This is a genomic window from Myxococcus sp. CA039A (assembly GCF_013336645.1).
Taxonomy (GTDB): Bacteria; Myxococcota; Myxococcia; order Myxococcales; family Myxococcaceae; genus Myxococcus; species Myxococcus llanfairpwllgwyngyllgogerychwyrndrobwllllantysiliogogogochensis.
In genome coordinates, this window is record NZ_JABUMQ010000031.1 from 1 (window position 1) to 19,630 (window position 19,630).

Consider the following 19,630-nt stretch of genomic DNA (forward strand, 5'->3'; position numbering starts at 1 on the left):
CTCCAGTTGCGCGCGCCCGCCCCGCTGGGACTCCCGCCGCCGCGTCGAGACCGACACCGCGGAGGCGGAAACGAATGAAGTGAGCACACACATGGCATCGCCGAGCGTGGACAAGGTCAATCTTGCCCAGAAGCTGACCCTGTTCTCCGAGCACTGGTCCCCCAAAGTGGTGGGTGAGCTGAACGGACAACACGTCCGGCTGGCGAAGCTGATGGGCCCCTTTACCTGGCACCACCACGAGCACGAGGACGAGCTGTTCCTGGTCCTCCACGGCCGGCTGCGCATGGAGCTGCGCGAGCGCACCGTGGAGGTGGAGCCCGGCGAGTTCATCATCATCCCCCGGGGCGTGGAGCACCGGCCCGTCGCGGAGGAGGAGGTCCATGTCCTCCTCTTCGAGCCGGCCACCACCCTCAACACCGGCAACGTCCGCGAGGAGCGCACCGCGGACACGATGGAGAAGCTCTAGCCTAGGTCGCCCCGGGCGGAGCCGGCTCCATGGCGTCGTCCTCCAGCTCCGCGCCCAGCTCCATCAATGGCAGCTCCACCGTGAAGGTGGAGCCCTCGCCCGGCGTGCTGTCCACGTGGACGGAGCCCGCGTGTGCGTCCACCAGTTGCCGGACGATGTAGAGCCCCAGTCCGAAGCCCGCGTGGCGGCCCGCCGAGGGCACCCGCTCGAAGCGGTCGAAGATGCGCCGCTGCGACTCCAGGGCGATGCCCTCGCCGAAGTCGCGCACCACCAGTCGCGCCCGCGCCAGCCCCGCGCGCTCCACCCGCACCACCACCGGATGTCCCGCGCCGAACTTCAGCGCGTTGGACACCAGGTTCGTCACCACGCGGTCCAATCGCAGCCGGTCCCACTGGCCCACCAGCCCCAGCTCCGCGTCGAAGACAAACTTGCTGCCCACCTCCGCGGCGTGCGCGGCGAAGCGCTCCACCACCTCGTGCGCCAGGTCCGCCAGGTCCACCGGCGCCACGTCCAGCACCAGTCGCCCCGAGGACAGTCGCGACAAGTCCAGCAGGTTGAGCAGCAATTGCCCCAGCCGCTGCGTCTGCTTCAGCGCCGTGCCCAGGCCGTCACGCACCTTCTCCCGCTCCACCGCCTGGTCCGTGCGCAGCAGCCTGCGCAAGAGCAACTGGAGCGTGTTGAGCGGATTGCCCAGGTCATGCGCCGCCACGCCGATGAGCTCCACCGCCTCACGCGCCTCGCGCAAGAGCCGCGCGTTGTCCAGCGCCAGCGCCGCGCGCCCGGCCAGCTCCTCCATGAAGACCTGGTCCGACAGCGTCAGCCGCCGCTCCGGCAGGGACATCAGCAGCACCAGCACCCCCTGCGTCCGCTCTCCGGCGCGCAGCGGTACCGCCAGGTACGAGCGCACGCCCACCTGCTCCATCAGTCTCAAGTGCTCCGCGTCCTGCGCTCCCTGCGTCAGCATCTCCGGCGACACGTCCGGCACCCACTGGGAGCGCCCCGTGCGCACCACCTGCCAGAGGCCCTGGGGGACATCCGGCGGAGGTTGATAGCGCCGCACCGCCTCCCACAGCGAGGGCTCCTTCTGCGCCACCACATGCTTCACCGCCCGGGGCCGCAGCTGTCCGGACGGGGTCAGCATGTACAGCAGACAGACATCCGCCACCTCCGGCACCATCATCCGCGCCAGCTCCGCCACCATCAGGTCCGGGTCCAGGTACTGCTGGAAGACGCGGCCGGCCTCCGCGAACAACCGCTGCGTGCGCTCGGCGCGCTGCCGCTCGGTGATGTCGCGCGTCACCGCCGCGTAGCCCCGCACCTCGCCGTCGTCGTCGAGCAGCGTGTTGATGAGGGCCTCCGCGAAGAAGTGCGTGCCGTCCTTGCGCGTGCGCCACCCCTCCGTGCGCAGCCGCCCGTCCCGCCGCGCGCGCGCCAAATCTTTCTCCGGAAGCCCCAGCGCCACCTCGTCCGGAGGGTAGAAGCGGTCCACCGACTCGCCCACGACCTCCGCCGCCTGATAGCCGGTGATGCGCGTGGCGCCCGGGTTCCAGCTCGCCACCCGGCCCCGCTCGTCCAGCAGCAGCAGCGCGTAGTCCTGCACCCCCTCGACGAGCAGTTGGAAGCGCTTCGTGCTGGCCTCGGCCTCCTCCCGCAAGGGACGCAGCCGCCGCAACAACACCCACGCCAGCACCCCGGCCAGGGCCAGGCCCAGGCTCGCCGCCACCAGGGTGAGCACCAGCACCCGCTCGTCCACCTCCACCGCCGCCTGGATGCCCAGCGCGAGCCGCTCCTCCACGCTCGCGGAGAGCTGCTGGAGCGATTCATAGGCGCGCAGGCGCGTGTCCCCCACCCGCTCCTCGAAGAGGGTCTCCAACCGAGAGCGGGGCACCTGGCTGGCATGCGCCACCACCAGCTCCCGCACGGCCTGCTCATGCTCCTGCTCCGCGCGCATCACGGACTCCAGGAGCGACGCCGAGGGCTCCGTGCCCAGCCGGGGCTTCAGCCGCTCATAGGTGGCGATGAAGCGCTCGCGCGACGCCACCATCTCCTCGGCGAAGAGCGCGTCACCCGACAGCGCATAGCCCCGCTCGCTGGACACCTTGTCGCTGAAGGCCCGGCGCAGGCGCTCCACCTCCAGCAGGTCCATGGACAACTCGAGCAGGCTCGCCTTGTGGCCGGAGCGCACCGACAGCAGCGCCACCGCCGACGTCACCGCCAGCGCCAGCGCCACGAGCAGGGACGCGATGAAGCCAGCGCCGACGCGCTGTGAGAACGTCCACGGCCGCCCCACGCCGCCCCCCTCCGGACATCAGCCTCCAGCCCGAACCTCACCCAGCCCACAAGGTGGCGCTGCCGGCCATGAGCCCACACCCCCGCCCATGGGACGGCTTGGCGTCGGGTGGCGGGCAGTCGGGCCCGCCGCGAGTCAGGGGAGTGCCTGGAGCGGAGGGACTACCGCGAGCCCGCGGTGGACGACGGGGCCGCCGCTTCCGGGGCGCCGGTGGGCGCGGGCGCCACGTCGCCGGACGGGGCCTTGAAGCTGCCCGTCTCCGGCTCCACGGACCACGCGGAGAACTTCTGCTGCTTCACGTCCCTCAGCTTCCCGTCCTCGTAACAGACCGAATAGACGAGGAAGAACTCCTTCTCCACCGACGGCGCGCCGTGGCGGTAGCAGTCCGCGCCCGTCGCGTCGCGCTCGCGCGTCATGGGGCGGCCCAAAAGCGCCATCACCTGGTCCGTCGTCATGCCGCCGTGCATGGACTTGAAGCCATGGGGCGTGACGACCTGGAACGTCGGGCGCTGCTCGCGCACCATCGTCCAGAACACCACCGCGAGCACCACCGGCACCAGGGCGGCCAGGAGCGCCAGCGCCCAGCGGCCTCGGGACGCCTTGCGGTCCTCCTTGTCATAGGCCGTGAAGAGGTTGCCAGCGTCCGTCGGCGCGGAGACCAGGGAGGCATTCAAGGGGTTCTCTGTCGGGCTCACGTCGACTGACATGCCGTTCCAACAGCGCGGATGCAAGAAACTCCACGCGGGGCTTCCGGTAACGCCCGCCCGGCAACTTCCCGGGCGTGTACCGTGCGCTGGAGGGCTTCCTTTCGTGACATCGAAGTTCACAATCGGTGGGAGGCCGGCCTGCTACATCCCCGCCGAGGTAGGAACCAGGAGTCGTGAAAGATGGCGAAGCGAGGCGCCGCCGGACGCAGCGTCCCCCCCCAGAAGTCCTTGGAGCGGGATGCCCTGCCAGCGGGGGCGGAGATGGATGAGGGGCTCTTCTTCAATCGCGAGCTGTCCTGGCTGGCCTTCAACGACAGGGTGCTCCAGCTGGCGGAGTCCGCGGACGAGCCGCTGCTGGAGCGGCTCAAGTTCGTGGCCATCTACGCGCGCAACCTGGACGAATTCTTCATGATTCGCGTCGCGCGCCTGCACGAACAGGTGCGCGCCAACGTGGCTCGGCTGGTGCCGGACGGCGCGGCCCCGGGCAACACGCTCGACAAGCTGCACGAGGGCATCTTCGAGCAGAGCAAGCGCCACAGCGCCATCTTCGAGAAGCTCCTGCGGCCCGCGCTCGCGGAGAAGGGCCTGCGCATCCTCAACGCGAAGGAGCTGGACGCCGACCAGCGCGCCCAGGTGGATCAGCGCTTCCGCGAGCAAATCTTCCCCGTGCTCACCCCGCTGGCCATCGGCCTGGGCCGGCACTTCCCCTACATCTCCAACCTGTCGCTCAGCCTGGCGGTGCTGCTGAGAGACCCGGAGGCCGGCGAGGAGAGCGTGGCCCGGGTGAAGGTGCCCAAGGAGCTGCTCCCCCGCTTCCTGCCCCTGAAGAACAACGTCTTCGTGCCGCTGGAGGAGGTCATCGCCCAGCACCTGGGAGACCTGTTCCCCGGCATGGAGGTGCTCAGCTGGAGCCTGTTCCGAGTCACCCGCGACGCGGACTTCACCGTGTCCGAGGACGCGGAGGACCTGCTCAAGGCGGTGGAGACGGAGCTGCGGCAGCGGCGGTTCGGCGACGTCATCCGCCTGGAGGTGCAGGCGGGCATGAGCCCCAAGCTGCTGGAGCCGCTGGTGGAGGCGCTGGGGCTGGAGTCGCGGCAGGTGTACGAGGAGCAGGGCCTCTTGGGCCTGGGGGACGTGCAGGCCATCGCCTTCGCGCCCGGCTTCCCGGAGCTGAAGGACCCGCCGTGGGTGTCCGTCACCCAGCCCCGGCTGCGTCCGGACACGGACTCGCCCGAGGGCGTCACGGTGATGGCGGCGATGCGGCGCGGGGACTTGCTCGTCCACCACCCCTACGACTCGTTCGCCTCGTCGGTGGAGCGCTTCGTCACGGAGGCGGTGGCGGACCCGGATGTCCTGGCCATCAAGCAGACCGTCTACCGCACGTCCGACAGCTCGCCGCTGGTGCCCGCGCTGATTACCGCCACGGAGAACGGCAAGCAGGCGGTGTGCATGGTGGAGCTGAAGGCCCGCTTCGACGAGCGCACCAACATCAAGTGGGCCAACGCGCTGGAAGAGGCGGGCGTGCACGTCGTGTACGGCATCCCCTCGCTGAAGACACACGCGAAGGCCATCCTCATCGTCCGGCGCGAGGGCGAGCGGGTGCGGCACTACGTGCACATCGGCACCGGCAACTACAATCCGAAGACGGCGCGCCTCTACACGGACATGGGCCTGTTCACCACGGACCCGGACATCGGCGCGGACGTGGCGGACCTGTTCAACTACCTCACCGGCTTCGGACGCCCCAAGAGCTTCCGCAAGCTGCTGGTGGCGCCCCTCACCATGCGCGAGGGCCTGCTGGAGCACATCAAACGCACCGTCGTCGCCCACACGCTGGAGCGCCCCTCGCGCATCCAGATGAAGATGAACGCGCTGGTGGACCCGGGCATCATCCGCGCCCTCTACGACGCGTCGCGCGCCGGAGTGAAGGTCGAACTCAACGTGCGAGGCATCTGCTGCCTGCGCCCCGGCGTCCCCGGCATTTCGGAGAACATCCGCGTCGTGTCCACGCTGGGCCGCTTCCTGGAGCACGCGCGCGTCTACATCTTCGAGCGCGGCACGGAGCTGCGCTGCTACATCGGCTCCGCGGACCTGATGCCTCGCAACCTGGACCACCGTGTGGAAATCCTCGCGCCGGTGGAGGACACCACGCTGGCCGCGCAGGTGCGTGACTCGCTGGAGCGCAGCCTCGCGGACAACACCCACGCGTGGGAGCTGCAGGCCGACGGCGCCTGGCGCCGGCTGACGCCTCCCGCGGGCGCGGAGAAGCGCTGGGCCCAGGGAGAAGTCATGGAGCGCGCCACCCGCCTGGCCCAGTTCCAGGGCGGCCGTCCCCTGCCTTGAACCACGGGGCCCCGACGTCCGGAGCCCCACCGACAGCCCGCTTCAGCGCGCCGACGAGGGCCGCCGCGTCGTCCACCACGAGCACTTCGCCTTGCGGCGCGGGGTGCGCAGGGGCGGACGCTGACGCGCCCTCGGCGCACACACCTGCTTGGGCGTCCTCGAACACCGCCAGACCCCACGCGCCTGGGACCAGCGCGGTGAGTGACCAGCAAAACGGATGCACCAGGTGGCCACGCGAGAACTCGCTTCCCTCAGGGATGTGGAAATAACGGACAGACCGGATAATCAGGTGCGCCTGTGCCACAACTGAAGGTTGGAATTCAAGCATTACTCACAAAATGATGCCGACGCTGTAATTTCGTAAGTCAGCCTCCGAGGTCCCTGGAGACCTCCTCACGACGATGGGCCTCCACCTCGAGGACCTCCTTCCACTGAATCCACCCGGAGCGGGCCGCGTGGCGGGCAGCCGTCGTGGTGTCGTCCACGACGAGCAGCTGGCTGCCGGCGTCGCGGATGTCGGCGGCGATGCGCTCCAGCTCGCGTGCGCGGTCGGGGTGGCCGGGCACGTTGCGGATGTAGACGCAGAGGACGCGGCCGGGGAACTCGCGGACGATGGTGCGGTAGTGCTCCGCGTCCTCCTGGCCGCTGTCGCCGATGAGGATGAAGGGCAGGTGCTCCAAGTCGCCAAGCAGCCCGCGCATCTTGTCCAGCTTGTGGCCGTGGCCGCCGCCGGGCGCGAAGCCCTGGCTGGACAGGCCCCAGTCGCGCAGCAGCAGCGGGCCGGTGGGGATGTGGTGCAGCGCGAGGAACTCGTCCAGGTGCTCGTACAGATTCCACGGGCTGCTGGAGACGTAGAAGATGGGGTTGTCGCCCGTCCCCTCGGCGCCCGCCTGGAGCGCGGCGTAGAAGGCGTCCACGCCCGGGAAGGGCAGGCGCACGCGGTGCTCGGTGAGGAACAGGGCCCAGGCGCGCTTGAGCGGGTCCGTCACGCCAGTGACGATGACGGTGTCGTCGATGTCGCTGATGACGCCGTAGCTCGCGCTCGCGCCGGCCACTCGCACGGGGGCCGCCACGCGAGGCACTCCTTCCGGCTCCGGCGACAACAGCTCCAGCTCCACCATGTGCCAGCCGGAGCGCACGCCCTCCGGAGGGGTCACCCACAGCTCCAGGAAGCCCTCCTCGTCGGTGGTGCCCTCCCAGCGCTTGTCGCCCCAGCGCACCGCCACGTGGGCGCCCGCGATTTCGCGCGTCATGTAGCGCTTGTAGGAGGCCACCGCGCTGCTCCACAGCGTGTGGCGCTGCTTCTGCGGGCGGATGTGGCGGTCCTCCAGGACGCGGGCCTTGATGACGGCGCGCTCGGAGGTGCCATGGCCCCGGTAGGGGAGGATGCGCAGCGGCGGGGCGATGCCCAGCGAGCGGCGCAAGCTCCGGCTCATCGCGTCATAGTGGGCGTCGACGCGGACGGCGAGTCGGTAGAAGGCGAGTCTTGGGTCGGCCATGGCGCGGAGCGTAAGGAGTGGGGGAGCCCGACTGTAGAAGACTCCGGGGCGGCTCGCGGGGCAAAGCCGCGAGGAAGTCGCCGTGGCCCGTGGAGCCGTCGGCCCGCGTATCCCTGGTGCCGTGCCTCTTTCGACAAGGAGTCCTGCCTTGCTGCGTCGTCACTTCCGGTGGTTGCTGGCCGCTGTCTCCGTGCTCGTCGCCTCGGTGGCCGTGTCTCAAACGGCGCCGAGCATCACCTTCCAGTCCCCGTCCCAGGGCTGGAATGTCTTCGCCTCCTCCAACCCGCTGCCCTTCGGCGGCGCCGTGAGCATCGTCTACGACGCCTCGCGATTGACGCAGTGCCGGGGCAACATCAACGCCAACACGCCGGGGTGGACGATTACCGGCCACTACCAGTTCAACAACGGCCCGGTGCAGAGCTTCTGGGTGGCGGGCTTCTCGTCCACGCCCAACCCGCCCGCGCCGTCGATTCCGCTCAACACGCGCGGCGACCTGGCCATCTGGTTCGAGAACACCAGCCGCTGGGGCTGCCAGGCGTGGGACTCCAACTTCGGCAACAACTACCACTTCAACGTGCAGTGACGTGACTCAAGCGCGCGAGGCTTCACGGGCCTCGCGCGCTCCAAAGTCATGAGGGCCGGGTGACGAGCTCCGCGCGGCCGATGGGGTTCTCTCCCTTGGCGAGCAGCGCGCGGGCGGCGAGCACGGACACGCAATCCTCCGTGCTGTGGATGTCGCCGTAGAAGGTGAGCAGCGTGGCCGGGTCCACCACGCGCACGCCGCGCGCCTCCACCGACGGGACGCTCCGGACGAAGACGTCGAGGATGACCTTGCCGCCCGCGTCGTGCCGCGCGTAGCGGTAGAAGTGCGTGCTCGTCGCGTCGAAGCGCGTCCAGATGCGGTGGTAGCCCCGGGCGGTGAGCACCGGGACGACCTCCGGGAAGCGCGAGGGCTCCACGAAGAGGTCCACGTCCTTGTGGTCGTGGAAGAGCTTCAGCTCCTCATGCGGGGGCGCCATGAAGTGCCACGCCCAACCGCCGGACACCGTCACCCACGGCGCCAGCGCGAGCACTTCCTCCTCGCTGACGCGCAGTCGCTCGGGGTTCCAGGGCTCGTTCGCCCGCTTCGGATTGCGTGGGTCTCCCATGGCCGTGTCCTTTCGTGCGCCGGCCGGACGCGGGCGGACAAGGGCGGCTGACACGGGTGGAGACGCGCCGGGCGCCGGGCCTCACATGCCGGCGATGCCGCCGATGCCGGGCTTGAAGCGCCAGATGAAGTAGGGGCCGTTCGCCGCGATGTGCGCCTTGGACTGGAGCATGTGGTGGGGAATGGCGCTGTCGGCCACGTAGAGCCAGCCGTCCGGCCCGTGGTTGAGCGCGTCCGCCCAGCGGATGCGCGGGGACTTCACCAGCGTCTCCAGCCGTCCCTCCGGACTCATGCGCAGCACGGCCCCGTGCTCCACGTCCGTCATCAGCACGTTGCCTTGCGCGTCCGCGCTGAGCCCGTCGTTGAGCGGCTTGCGGCCCACGGCCTGGAGCCGCTGGGCGAGCGCCTCGTCATCCAGGCTGGCGTCGCGCAGGTCCTGGGTGCGCACGCGGTACATGGTGTCGTGGTTCATCGCGGCGAACCACAGCCACTCGTCGCTCGGGTCCAGGGCGATGCCGTCCACGCCGCACTTCAACGCGGCGAGCCCGCCGAAGAACACCATCTCCTTGATGGGATTGCGGATGACGAAGTCGCGCGGGAAGACGGACTCGTGTTTCTCCAACACGCGGCGCGCCTGCTTCGCGGCCACGTCGTAGACGATGAGCGCGGGCGAGCGGCGCCAGAAGCCCACGTCCGCGATGAACACCGTGCCACCCTGGGCATCGACCCGCAGGTCCTGGAGGAAGGAGCCCGGCGGCGCGATTTGCGGCGGGAAGTCGAACTCGTGCGCGAGGTGCCCGTTGGCCAGGTCGAAGGCGAGCAGTCTCGGTACGCCGAGGCCGTGGTTGCCATGGTCGATGGTCCACAGCCAGTCACGCCGGTCGATGGTGATGCCGAGCACCGTGTCGAAGAGCCTCTTCTGGAGCGCCTCCGCGGGGAACGGCACGGCCTTGCCGTCCACCCACTCCCACAGCTTCGCGCCCTCCGGCCGGCTCTCCGGGTGGAGCGTGTAGAACAGGCGCCCCGTCGAGGACACCGCCACGTTGCCGATGGGCTCCGCGCTGCGCACCACCTCTTCGAGCGCGCTGTCCGGCAACAGGGGCATGCCCGTCACGTCCGGGTACGGTTCGCCTCCCCCGTAGCGAAGGCGCACGCCGAGGGTCGCGAGCACCAGCAACCCCACGACGGCGACAACGCCCTTGAGGACCCGGAGGACACGAGCGCCGGGTGCGGGGGAGGACACGGGGACGGACGGAAGCGGAGCGGCCATGAAGGGAACCGGAGAGGTGAGCCCACCTGACGCGGTGGAGCCTCACTCTCCCTCAATACGGAGGCCGACGACGAGTGGTTCTGCGCCCCGTCAGTCCTTGCGCCCCAACGTCCGGTCCAGGTTGTACGCGGCGCTGATGAGCGACAGGTGGGTGAGCGCCTGCGGGAAGTTGCCAAGCGACTCGCCCGACATGCCCGTCTGCTCCGCGTACAGCCCCACGTGGTTGGCGTAGCCCAGCATCCGCTCGAAGGTGAGCCGCGCCTCCTCCAGCAAATCCGGCCGCACCGGGTTCGCTCGCGTCATCGCCTCCACCAACCAGAAGCTGCACAGGTTGAAGGTGCCCTCGCTGCCGGCGATGCCGTCCAGCGTGGCCTCCACGTCGTAGCGGAACACCAGCCCGTCCGACGTCAGCCCGCCCTTCGATGGCGGCTGGCGCATGTGGTCCAGCGTGGAGATCATCCGCGGGTCCACCGGCGACAGGAAGAACACCAGCGGCATCAGCAGATTCGCCGCATCCAGCGTGTCCTTCCCATACGCCTGGATGAAGGAGCCGCGCTCCTCGCTCCAGCCCCGCGCCATGATGTCCTCGAAGATGGCGTCGCGCGTCGCGAGCCACCGGGGTCGGTCCGCCGGGAAGCTGCGCTTGTCCGCCAGCCGGATGGCCCGGTCCACCGCCACCCAGCACATCAGCTTCGAATACACGAAGTGCCGCCGCCCTCCGCGCACCTCCCAGATGCCCTCGTCCGGCTGGTTCCAGTGCTCGCACACCCAATCCACCAGCCTCCGCAGGTGCCGCCAGAAGTCGTAGGAGATGGGCGCCGCGTACTTGTTGAACAGGTACACCGAGTCCATCAGCTCGCCATAGATGTCGAGCTGGAGCTGGTCCGCGGCCCCGTTGCCGATGCGCACCGGCTTCGCGCCGCCGTAGCCCGCAAGGTGCGGCAGCTCCACCTCGTCCGGCACCCGGCTGCCATCCAACGAGAACATCAGCGGCAGCGGCCCATCCCCCTGCTCCGCGCACCGCGCCTCCACCCACCGCATGAAGGCCGCCGCCTCCTTCTTGAAGCCGATGCGCAGGAACGCATAGACGGTGAAGGCCGCGTCCCGCAGCCAGCAGTAACGGTAGTCCCAGTTGCGGGTGCCACCGGGTGACTCGGGCAGGCTGCACGTGGGCGCCGCGACAATCGCGCCCGTCGGGGCGAACGTCATCAGCTTCAGCGCCAGCGCCGAGCGCTGCACCGTCTCCCTCCAGCGCCCCGTGTACTGACAGCCCGACAGCCAGTGGCGCCAGTACTCCACCGTGGCGCGAAAGACCTTCTCCGCCGAGTCGTGGCTGTGCACCAGCTCCTCGCACGACACCCGCATCCCCTCGCGCAGCGTGAAGACGGCGGACTCGTTCTCCCGCAGCACGAAGCTCGCCGTGACACCCCGCTCCGCGCGCCGCATGGGCACGGAGGACGCCAGGGTGAGCTGGAGCTTCTCCGACTCGAAGGCGGCCCCGCCGGCGATGAGGTGCGTCGTGTGCGTGTCCCGCGCGTAGTTGAAGGCCGGGAAGCACTCCATCTCGAACGCCATCTCTCCGCGCACCACGCGCACGCGCCGGAGCACCTCGCGCACGTCCTTCTCGTCATCCCGCCCCATGGGCATGAAGTCGATGAGCTCCCCCACGCCGTCCGGCGTGTAGAAGCGCGTCACCAGCACGTTGGTGTCCGGCCAGTAGAACTGCTTGCACATCACTCCGTCCGGCTGGGGATGGAGGCGCCAGTGGCCACCCTTCTCCGGGTCCAGCAGCGCGGCGAAGACACTGGGACTGTCGAAGTGCGGGTAGCACATCCAGTCGATGGTGCCCTCGTTGCCTATCAGCGCCACCGTGCGCAGGTCGCCAATGACGCCGTGGTCCTCGATGGGCACCGAGCCCCCCGCCACCGAATGTCTGCCTCCCTGCATACGCACCTCGCCCTCAGCTGAAGGTGATGACCTGCTTGATTCCCTTGCCCGCCTTGCCCGTCACCACGTCGAGGAAGGCCTCCGGCGGATGGCGCGAGGTGATGAGCCGCTCCAGCCCCCCCGGCCAGCGCGCACGGAAGCGAGCCAGGTCCTCCAGCGCCGCGTCGAAGTCCGTGGCCGCCGCGTTCACCGTGCCCAGCAGCACCTGGTTGCGCAGCACCACCTGCTTGAGGAACTCCGCGCCCTCGAGCGTCAGCGGCTGTTTGTCCGACGGCACCCCCGTGAAGATGAGGACGCCGTTGTTCGCCAGCGCCTCGAGCGCGTCGAACGCCGGCTTCACCACGCCGGTGGCCTCGTAGATGACGTCCGCGGGACCCACGCGGCGGACCAGCTCAGCCGGGGACACGTCCTGGGTGGAGAGGTAGGGCGCGCCCACCGCCTCCGCCGCGTCCGCCTTCGGGTTCGGCTTGCGGCTGTGCGAGTACACCGTGGTGGCGAAGCCCCGCCGCAGCAGCGTCAGCACCGCGAGCTGTCCCACCGGACCCGCGCCCAGCACCACCGCGCGCCCCGGTGCGGGCCGCCACGGCAGGCGCTCCTGGATGTGCTCCCACTGGCGCAGGCCCTTCTCGGCGATGGTCAGCGGCTCGGTGAGCACGGCGACCTCGCGCAGCTCCGTGGGCACTCGGTGCACATACGCCACGTCCTCCACGAAGTGCTCCGAGCAGAAGCCATGGGCCTCCTTGATGCCGCGCTCGGTGAAGTCCCCGGTGATGCAGAAATCGGGATGACCGCCGCGACACGCGGGACAGGTGGCGTGAGGACACGGCCTGCGCACGCGCGGGACGACGAGGTCCCCGACTTGAAGCCCCTTCACGGCCGAGCCCACCTCCACCACCTCGCCCAGACACTCGTGGCCGAGGATGAGGAAGTCCGAGCCCGGAGGCGGCGAGCCGTAGGTGAACGAGACGATGTCCTTGTCCGTGCCGCACACGCCCACCTCGCGGGTGCGCACCTTCACCTGAGTGGGAGACTGGAGCTGGGGCTCTGGCGCGTCGATGACGCGCACCTCTTTCTTCCCGGGAAAGACGGCGACGGCCTTCATGCGCGGCTCCTGCCCATTCGAGTGCCGAATCCTGGTTGAGGTGTTCACCGCGCGGCTGGGACACCAGGGTCAAGGGTTGGGGGGTACACAGCGCCCGGTCGCCCGCTGACCGGGGGCGGCTGTCGACGAGTGCACGAAACCGCTGCCAGCCGGAGGCTCCCGGTCTATGAGTGGTGACCGTGAGCGAGCCCCTTCCCGCTGCCCCCACCGACGACACGCCCCTCGCCAGCCGCTCCACGGCCATTGGCACCGCGGCCTTCCTCCTCCTCGCCCTGCCCTTCCTGGTGTTCGGCCTGTGGCTCCTGGACGGAAAGTCGCGGATGGACCTCCGCTGTGAGCCGGGTGGGCCCTGCACCCTCACTCGCTCCGGGTGGCTCACGCGCGAGCCTTTGGCCACGCTGCCGCTGGACGCGATTCAGGCCGTCAAGGTGGAGCGCAGCCGCAGCGCCCGCCGCGCGTCCGTGCCCATCTTCCGACCCCAACTGGAGACGACGCAGGGCAAGCTGCCCCTCTTCGCGCAGTGGGCCACCGAGGAGGGCGAGGCCACCGCCGTGAAGGAGCAGGTGGAGCGCTACCTCGCCGCGCCGGGCGCGGGACCGCTGGAGGTGACCCGGGATGACCGGCGCGCGTCCCTGCGCGTGGGCGGCGCCTTCACCGGCGTGGGCGTGGCGCTGTTCATCTTCAGCCTGTGGCTGGCGTGGCGCACGCGGACCCACCGCCGCGTCGAGCGGGCCGCTCAGGCTTCAGCGGCCTGACACGGTCACTCCGCACCCGGTCAACCCCAGACATCCAGCGCGTGTCCCGTGGGCTCGCCGCCCCAGGGGGGTGGATTCCTGTCCACGGCCTCCGTGCTAGCTTTGCCAGACATGGAAGCTTCGACGAACCCGAGAAGCTGGGGGGCCTGGGTGGTGGTGCTGTGGGCCTGGCTCGCGCCGGGACTGGCCACCGCGAATCCCCCCGACGCAGAGAACTCTTCAGGGCTCTTCCGCCACCGCATCGAGCGCGCGGGGACGCTGTACGAGTCGCTGGAGTACGAGAAGGCGCTCAACTGGCTGACGCAGGCGAAGCAGGTCGCGTCCACCACCGACGAGCAGGTGGAGGTGGCGCTCTATCGGGGGCTGGTGCTCGCGGACCTGGGCCGCAGGAAGCAGGCGCTCGAGGAGTTCCGCACCGGCCTCACACTGCGGCCCCTGGCGAAGCTGCCTGTCGCGGCGGCGCCCAAGGTGGAGCGGGACTTCGAGTCGGTGCGCAAGCAGGTGCAGCTCAAGCAGGGCACCGAGTCCGCGAAGGCCGCGCCCGTGGAGGCCCCTCCTCCCGTCGTCGAGGAGCCGAAGGCCGTCGCGCCCGCGCCCGTGGAGAAGCAGGCGGACGCCACGCCCGAGCCGAAGCCGCTGCCCATCCACGAGTCGAAGCCAGGCTTGCGTTCGCGCCTGGGCGCCGCGGGCTCCTCGCTGGGAAAGAATGTCGGCTCGGCGCTGGGCTCCGCGCTGGATACGGTGATGGGCCCGAAAGACAAGCCCGCGACTCCGCCACCATCCGAGCAGCCCGCCGCCGCCGCGAAAGATGAGCCGTAAGCGCTCCGTCCCGCCGCCCGCCACGCGGGATGAATCTCGGCTCAGTCCTCCTGCAACAGATTGAGCTTGAAGACATTGGCCACGCCCGCCTTCACCTCGAAGCTGCGCGTCACCTTCTTCCCCAATCGCGGGTTGGAGGCCGTCACGGTATGGATGCCCGCCGGGACGTCGATGACGGCGAGCGGTGTTTCGCCCAGCAGCCTTTTGTCGAGATACACGACGGCATAGGGGCGGATGCGAAACTCCACCGAGCCCAGCGCGCGCTTCACCGCTGGTGACGCGGGCTCCTTGCTCTCCACATGATTGTCACTCGCGGGAGGCACCACGGGCGCGAGCAGGTCGAAGTCGTCTGTGTCGGGGGGCCCTTCGTCCTGCTCCCGCTTCACCGCGAGCTGGGCCTCCAACTCGGCCTCGTCCGGCTTCTCCTCCACGCCCTTCGTGTCCTTCGTGTCCGCGGGGACCGTGGGCGCGGCGGCCACGAGCGCGGTAGCCCCTGGTGCCTGCGTCGCCGCTCCCGGCTGAGCCTGGGGCACAGGGGACGGAGTTCCTCCGAGCAGCGCGTAACCACCCCCCGCGACGAGCAGCGCCGCACCCACGAGCGCCACCGGCACGAGCCTCTTCTTCCGCGCGGCGCCCGCCTCCGAGCGAGGACGCTGCTCCGTGTCCTGTTCGAACACCGAGGGAGCGGGCGGGTCCTGTGTCTCGGGGTGCTGCCTTCGTGAGGGGCCGGAGGGCACCGTGCGCTCGGGCGTCTCCACCCGAGCGTCCCGCAGCTCGGGCCGAGACGACATCGGCGCGGGCGTCGGAACGAGGCGCTCCTCCACCACCTGCCCGACGGCCTGGGCAATCTGATACGCGCCCACCGGCTCGCCCAGGGACAACACGAAGCGCTCCAGGTCCGCATGGAGCGCGCGACAGTCCGGGTAGCGGTCCTCGCGGTCCTTGTGCAGCGCCCGGGTGATGATGGCTTGAAGGGCGCTGGGAACGTCCTTGCGATGACGGCTCACGGGCACCGGTTCGCTCGAGACGATGGCCTGCATCATCGCCAGCTCCGAGGGCCCATCGAAGGGCAGACGTCCCGTGAGCAGCTCGTACAGCACCACGCCGAGCGCATACACATCCACGCGCCGGTCCAGCGGGTCCGCCCGCACCTGCTCGGGCGGCATGTACGCGACCTTGCCCTTCACGATGCCGGTCTGCGTGCGGTGCTTCTGTCCCGCCACCTTGGCGATGCCGAAGTCCACCACCTTCACCGCGCCCTGCCGGGACACCAGGATGTTGTCCGGGCTCACGTCGCGGTGAATCAACCCGAGCGGCTGGCCCGTCGTCGGGTCCGCGAACTCATGCGCGAAGGCGAGGCCCTCCGCCGCCTGCGCCACGACCTTGGCGCAGATGCCGGGGGCCAGCGGCTGCCCCCGCGTCGCGGCCTGTCGCTGCCAGCGCCGCAGGTTGGGCCCGTCGATGAGCTCCATCGTCAGGAAGTAGCTGCCCTCGGCTTCACCGAAGTCGAAAATCTGGACGACGTTCGGGTGGTTGAGCCCCGCGACGAGCCGCGCTTCGCCGAGGAACATCTCCACGAAGGACGGGTCCTCCGCCAGATGCGGGAGGATGCGCTTGAGCACCAGCGTCTTCTCGAAGCCCCCGGGCCCGGCCGCCTTCGCCAGGAACACCTCCGCCATGCCTCCGGTCGCCAGCTTGCGGACGAGTTCGTATTTCCCCAGGTGCATTGGCGGGAGATTCCCCCAGGTCTCTCTCCAAGGGAACCCCCACACCTGCCCTCCGGTCCGGGACAGCCGGGCGGGCACCGGAAGCAAGCGCCTCCGGAGTCCCTACGTTTCAGAAGCCGAGGTCACGAAGTGCTTGTACCCACGTCCAAGCACCGGGCCTCCCTGGTTGCTGGACGAGGAAGCAGGATGGCGAGCGCTCTCGAAGCGGCTCGCCACCCCCCTTCCGCCCTGCCCACATGTGCCTAGCTTGTGGCCGATGCTGCGTGCCCTCCTTGGCCGATGGCGAAGCTCGCTGCGCCTGCTCCGGCCAGCGCACGTGGAGGCCGACCACGCGAAAATCTCCGTCACCCAGCTGGGCCACCGCTACGCCAACAAGGTCGTGGCGCTCCAGGATGTGGACCTGAACGTCCGCTCGGGGGAGCTCGTCTGCCTTCTGGGGCCTTCGGGCTGCGGCAAGTCCACGCTGCTCTACGCGCTGGCGGGTCATGTGCAGCCCACCGGCGGCACGGTGTCCATTGATGGACAACGCATCCGAGGCCCGGGGCCGGACAGGCTCCTGATGTTCCAGGAGGCGGCGCTCTTCCCGTGGCTCACGGTGCGCGGAAACATCACCTTCGCCCTGGCCGCTCGAGGCGTGCCGCGCTCCCAGCGCAAGGAGCGCGCGGACCAGTACATCCGCCGCGTGCAGCTCCAGGGCTTCGAGGAGACGCTGCCGCACCAGCTCTCCGGCGGCATGAAGATGCGCGCCAGCCTGGCCCGAGCGCTCGCGGTGGACCCGACGGTGCTGCTCATGGACGAGCCCTTCGGCTCGCTGGACGCGCAGACGCGCATCCACATGCAGGAGATGCTTCAGTCCATCTGGATGCGCACCCACAAGACGATTGTGTTCGTCACGCACGACGTGCACGAGGCGCTGATGCTGGGCACCCGCGTCGTCCTGATGGCGCCGCGGCCGGGGCGCGTCGTGAGGGACTTGGAGGTCCACCTGCCCATGCCGCGCCACCCCGAGGACGCGGCGCTCACGGAGATGGTCCGCCACGTCCAGGGCCTCTTGCGCGAGGTGGAGCGAAACGCCCTGCCGGAAGCGACACCGCCGCGAGCCGCGCCCTCGGCGTCGAGCGCCGCGATGCCCGCGTCGGGACTGCCTCGGCCCGTGAGGTGAGCCATGAAGCGCGATGCCCCCTTGAAGAACTACGGGCAGAAGCTGGGCCTGATGCTGTTGCTGCTGGGCGCCTGGGAGGGCCTGTCCCGGCTGGGCATCTGGTCTCCGTATCTCTTCCCCGGTCCGGTGACGGTGGCCAAGAGCCTCTGGACCATGGCGGCCGACGGGCGGCTGTTGGATGCCACGCTGCGCTCCCTGGGGCGACTGGGCCGTGCCTATCTGATGTCGGTGGCCATCGGCGTTCCCCTGGGCCTGCTGATGGCGCGGCTGGCCTTCTTCCGCAACGCGGTGAAGCCGGTGGTGATGGGGCTGCAGGCGCTGCCGTCCATCTGCTGGCTGCCGCTGGCGCTCCTGTGGTTCGGGCTGACGGACACGTCCATCCTCTTCGTCGTGGTGATGGGCAGTGTGCTGGGCATCGCCATCGCCACGGAGGACAGCGTGCAGGGCGTGGACCCGCAGCTGTTGCGAGTGGCCAGCACGCTGGGCGTTCGCGGCCTGCGCTTCCAGTTCGGCGTGTTGTTGCCGGCGGCGCTGCCGGGCATCGTCACGGGGCTCAAGCTGGGGTGGAGCTTCGCGTGGCGCGCGTTGCTGGCTGGCGAGCTGTTGTTCGTCTCGGGAGGCTTGGGACAGCTGCTCACGGTGGGGCGCGAGCTGATGGATGTTCCTCAAGTGATGGCGGTGATGGTGGCCATCATCCTCATCGGCATCACCGTGGACCGTGTCTTCTTCCAGACGGTGGAGGGGCGGTTGCGGCGTCGGTGGGGGCTGGAAGGCACGCTGTGAGGCGTGGGACGTGAAGCGCCCGACGCTTGTGTTTCGACACCCGTTGCCAACCCGTCCCGCCGTCCCACTCTTGGGTGCCTATGCGCGCCTTTCGTTCCCTGGCTGTCCTCGTGCTCGCCGGCCTTGTGGGGCTGGGTGTCGGTTGCAAGCGTGACGCGTCTGGCGGTGCCGACGCGCCCTTGCGCATGGGGTTCTTCCCCAACATCACGCATGCGCAGGCGCTGGTGGGCAACGCGGAGGGCGCCTTCGCGGCGGAGCCTGGCGTGGGGAAGCTGGAGGTGAAGCAGTTCAACGCGGGGCCCGCGGCCATGGAGGCGCTGGTGGGCGGCTCGCTGGACGTGTCGTATGTGGGCACGGGGCCCGCCATCAACACGTACCTCAAGGCGGGCAAGGACCTGCGCATCATCGCGGGCGCGGTGAATGGCGGGGCGGTGCTGGTGACGCGCACGGCGAAGTCGGCGGCGGAGCTGAAGGGGAAGAAAATCGCGACGCCCCAGCTTGGCAACACGCAGGACATCGCGCTGCGCCACTGGCTGAAGCAGCAGGGCTTGAGCACGAACCTGGATGGACAGGGCGACGTGCAGATTGTGCCGCTGACGAACTCGGACATCCTGGTGCAGTACCTGCGGGGAGGAATCGAGGGCGCGTGGGTGCCGGAGCCCTGGGGCACGCGGATGCTGCTGGAGCCGGAGGGTGGCGGACAGATTCTCGTGGACGAGAAGACGCTGTGGCCCGAGGGGCGCTTTCCCACCACGGTGATAGTGACGACGCGCAAGGTGCTGGAGACGCAGCGGCCACGCATCGTCGCGCTGCTGCGCGCGCACGTGAAGCTGACCGAGCGGTGGCAGCAGAACCCGAAGGGTTTCACGGCGGAGGTGAATCAGGCGTTCGGGAAGCTGACGCAGAAGCCGTTGCAGCCGGCGATTCTGCAGGGAGCGTTCTCACGACTGGAGCCGAGTCTGGACCCGGTGCCCACGGCGCTGAGCACCGCCGCGAAGCATGCGCAGGAGCTGGGCTTCATTCCCACCTCGGACATCAACGGGCTGGTGGATTTGAGCGCGCTGAATGAGGCGCGGGGGAGCGGGGCGAAGAACTGAGGGGCTGGCTCTGGTCCGACACGAAGGGCGTGCGCGGGGCCTCAGGGGATGGGTGCGTCAGCCGGGGGATAGACGAGCACCCGAACGGAGGGGATTCGCGCGAAGAACTCCTGGATGAGGGGGAAGACCTCCGTCCACGCCAGGCCTCCGTTTCCGCAGCCCAGGGCGGGAACAGCCAGTGATTGAATCCCCTGGCGTTGGACCTCCTCGACGAGGGACTCGAGGCCCGTGCGAATCCACTCCAGGCGCGAAGGCTGGCGCCAGCTCCGCTTCGTCGGGAAGTTGATGATCCACCGCGGGCCCTTCAGCGCTCCCAGGTCGAAGACATGGACGCGGCCCGTCTCGAGGCGACCCGCCTTCGCCTCGCGTTCGTACTCCTTGAACATCGCGGGGAAGGCCCGCTTGAACTGGAGCGCGATGCCCTTGCCCATCACTCCTTCCGTGTTGACGGCGTTGATGAGCGCCTGGACGTCCGCTTGAAGGAGATTGCCTTCGGCGAGTTCAATCATGGGTGTT

The 19,630-nt window shown here is 69.5% G+C and carries 17 protein-coding genes; 8 read left to right on the top strand and 9 right to left on the bottom strand.

Annotated elements, in window-relative coordinates; genetic code table 11:
* Nucleotides 1-466: cupin domain-containing protein (locus HR086_RS07475; protein ID WP_305794052.1), on the top strand; the 466-nt coding region annotated here is incomplete at its 5' end.
* A gap of 1 nt (nt 467) precedes the next feature.
* Here HR086_RS07475 and HR086_RS49395 read toward each other — a convergent pair.
* Together HR086_RS49395 and HR086_RS07485 are read right to left on the bottom strand one after the other, a co-directional pair.
* Entirely contained in the window at nt 468-2,756 is a 2,289-nt protein-coding gene (locus tag HR086_RS49395; RefSeq protein WP_174460320.1) for an ATP-binding protein, read from the bottom strand.
* A gap of 161 nt (nt 2,757-2,917) precedes the next feature.
* On the bottom strand, nt 2,918-3,430 hold the full coding sequence (locus HR086_RS07485) for a hypothetical protein (protein WP_174456041.1): 513 nt from the start codon (nt 3,428-3,430) through the stop codon (nt 2,918-2,920).
* A gap of 213 nt (nt 3,431-3,643) precedes the next feature.
* On the opposite strand from HR086_RS07485, the gene ppk1 reads away from it, so the two are divergent.
* Nucleotides 3,644-5,806 (top strand): polyphosphate kinase 1, encoded by a 2,163-nt coding sequence (ppk1, locus tag HR086_RS07490; RefSeq protein WP_174456042.1) that lies wholly within the window; start codon nt 3,644-3,646, stop codon nt 5,804-5,806.
* A 365-nt stretch (nt 5,807-6,171) separates the two neighbouring features.
* Here ppk1 and HR086_RS07495 read toward each other — a convergent pair whose 3' ends face one another.
* The gene (locus tag HR086_RS07495) at nt 6,172-7,305 is read right to left on the bottom strand and encodes an App1 family protein (protein ID WP_141641880.1); all 1,134 of its coding nucleotides are present in this window, start codon (nt 7,303-7,305) and stop codon (nt 6,172-6,174) included.
* Between the two features lie 148 nt (nt 7,306-7,453).
* On the opposite strand from HR086_RS07495, the gene HR086_RS07500 reads away from it, so the two are divergent.
* The gene (locus HR086_RS07500; protein ID WP_174460321.1) at nt 7,454-7,888 is read left to right on the top strand and encodes a DUF6209 family protein; all 435 of its coding nucleotides are present in this window, start codon (nt 7,454-7,456) and stop codon (nt 7,886-7,888) included.
* A gap of 46 nt (nt 7,889-7,934) precedes the next feature.
* Here HR086_RS07500 and HR086_RS07505 read toward each other — a convergent pair whose 3' ends face one another.
* From HR086_RS07505 to HR086_RS07520, 4 genes are all read right to left on the bottom strand, one after another.
* Nucleotides 7,935-8,453, bottom strand: a complete 519-nt coding sequence (locus HR086_RS07505) for a hypothetical protein (protein WP_174465238.1) — start codon at nt 8,451-8,453, stop codon at nt 7,935-7,937.
* Between the two features lie 81 nt (nt 8,454-8,534).
* The gene (locus HR086_RS07510; RefSeq protein WP_174465239.1) at nt 8,535-9,722 is read right to left on the bottom strand and encodes an L-dopachrome tautomerase-related protein; all 1,188 of its coding nucleotides are present in this window, start codon (nt 9,720-9,722) and stop codon (nt 8,535-8,537) included.
* Nucleotides 9,723-9,812: 90 nt separating this feature from the next.
* Nucleotides 9,813-11,669, bottom strand: a complete 1,857-nt coding sequence (locus tag HR086_RS07515) for a glycoside hydrolase family 15 protein (protein WP_174456045.1) — start codon at nt 11,667-11,669, stop codon at nt 9,813-9,815.
* A 13-nt stretch (nt 11,670-11,682) separates the two neighbouring features.
* Nucleotides 11,683-12,771 (bottom strand): glucose 1-dehydrogenase, encoded by a 1,089-nt coding sequence (locus HR086_RS07520; protein WP_174456046.1) that lies wholly within the window; start codon nt 12,769-12,771, stop codon nt 11,683-11,685.
* A 179-nt stretch (nt 12,772-12,950) separates the two neighbouring features.
* Here HR086_RS07520 and HR086_RS07525 point away from each other — a divergent pair, with 179 nt between their 5' ends.
* Nucleotides 12,951-13,526, top strand: coding sequence for a hypothetical protein (locus tag HR086_RS07525; RefSeq protein ID WP_174465240.1), 576 nt, complete (start codon nt 12,951-12,953; stop codon nt 13,524-13,526).
* Nucleotides 13,527-13,637: 111 nt separating this feature from the next.
* Nucleotides 13,638-14,345 (top strand): tetratricopeptide repeat protein, encoded by a 708-nt coding sequence (locus HR086_RS07530; RefSeq protein WP_174456048.1) that lies wholly within the window; start codon nt 13,638-13,640, stop codon nt 14,343-14,345.
* Nucleotides 14,346-14,386: 41 nt separating this feature from the next.
* Here HR086_RS07530 and HR086_RS07535 read toward each other — a convergent pair whose 3' ends face one another.
* Nucleotides 14,387-16,072: a serine/threonine-protein kinase gene (locus tag HR086_RS07535; RefSeq protein WP_174465241.1), complete on the bottom strand. Its 1,686-nt coding sequence runs from the start codon at nt 16,070-16,072 to the stop codon at nt 14,387-14,389.
* A 256-nt stretch (nt 16,073-16,328) separates the two neighbouring features.
* On the opposite strand from HR086_RS07535, the gene HR086_RS07540 reads away from it, so the two are divergent.
* From HR086_RS07540 to HR086_RS07550, 3 genes are all read left to right on the top strand, one after another.
* A complete protein-coding gene (locus tag HR086_RS07540) occupies nt 16,329-17,234 on the top strand; it encodes an ABC transporter ATP-binding protein (RefSeq protein WP_174465242.1) in 906 nt (301 codons plus the stop codon).
* Between the two features lie 3 nt (nt 17,235-17,237).
* The gene (locus tag HR086_RS07545) at nt 17,238-18,017 is read left to right on the top strand and encodes an ABC transporter permease (RefSeq protein WP_373564270.1); all 780 of its coding nucleotides are present in this window, start codon (nt 17,238-17,240) and stop codon (nt 18,015-18,017) included.
* An 80-nt stretch (nt 18,018-18,097) separates the two neighbouring features.
* Nucleotides 18,098-19,114 (top strand): ABC transporter substrate-binding protein, encoded by a 1,017-nt coding sequence (locus tag HR086_RS07550; RefSeq protein WP_174465243.1) that lies wholly within the window; start codon nt 18,098-18,100, stop codon nt 19,112-19,114.
* Nucleotides 19,115-19,155: 41 nt separating this feature from the next.
* Here HR086_RS07550 and HR086_RS07555 read toward each other — a convergent pair whose 3' ends face one another.
* A complete protein-coding gene (locus tag HR086_RS07555) occupies nt 19,156-19,623 on the bottom strand; it encodes a macro domain-containing protein (protein ID WP_174465244.1) in 468 nt (155 codons plus the stop codon).
* Nucleotides 19,624-19,630 lie beyond the last annotated feature (7 nt).

Excerpts from the sequence above, each read along its gene's own strand:
- ppk1 (WP_174456042.1), top strand. The coding sequence starts at position 3,644 with ATGGCGAAGCGAGGCGCCGCCGGACGCAGCGTCCCCCCCCAGAAGTCC.
- HR086_RS07495 (WP_141641880.1), bottom strand. The coding sequence starts at position 7,305 with ATGGCCGACCCAAGACTCGCCTTCTACCGACTCGCCGTCCGCGTCGAC.
- HR086_RS07505 (WP_174465238.1), bottom strand. The coding sequence starts at position 8,453 with ATGGGAGACCCACGCAATCCGAAGCGGGCGAACGAGCCCTGGAACCCC.
- HR086_RS07510 (WP_174465239.1), bottom strand. The coding sequence starts at position 9,722 with ATGGCCGCTCCGCTTCCGTCCGTCCCCGTGTCCTCCCCCGCACCCGGC.
- HR086_RS07515 (WP_174456045.1), bottom strand. The coding sequence starts at position 11,669 with ATGCAGGGAGGCAGACATTCGGTGGCGGGGGGCTCGGTGCCCATCGAG.
- HR086_RS07520 (WP_174456046.1), bottom strand. The coding sequence starts at position 12,771 with ATGAAGGCCGTCGCCGTCTTTCCCGGGAAGAAAGAGGTGCGCGTCATC.
- HR086_RS07530 (WP_174456048.1), top strand. The coding sequence starts at position 13,638 with ATGGAAGCTTCGACGAACCCGAGAAGCTGGGGGGCCTGGGTGGTGGTG.
- HR086_RS07535 (WP_174465241.1), bottom strand. The coding sequence starts at position 16,072 with ATGCACCTGGGGAAATACGAACTCGTCCGCAAGCTGGCGACCGGAGGC.
- HR086_RS07540 (WP_174465242.1), top strand. The coding sequence starts at position 16,329 with ATGCTGCGTGCCCTCCTTGGCCGATGGCGAAGCTCGCTGCGCCTGCTC.
- HR086_RS07545 (WP_373564270.1), top strand. The coding sequence starts at position 17,238 with ATGAAGCGCGATGCCCCCTTGAAGAACTACGGGCAGAAGCTGGGCCTG.
- HR086_RS07550 (WP_174465243.1), top strand. The coding sequence starts at position 18,098 with ATGCGCGCCTTTCGTTCCCTGGCTGTCCTCGTGCTCGCCGGCCTTGTG.
- HR086_RS07555 (WP_174465244.1), bottom strand. The coding sequence starts at position 19,623 with ATGATTGAACTCGCCGAAGGCAATCTCCTTCAAGCGGACGTCCAGGCG.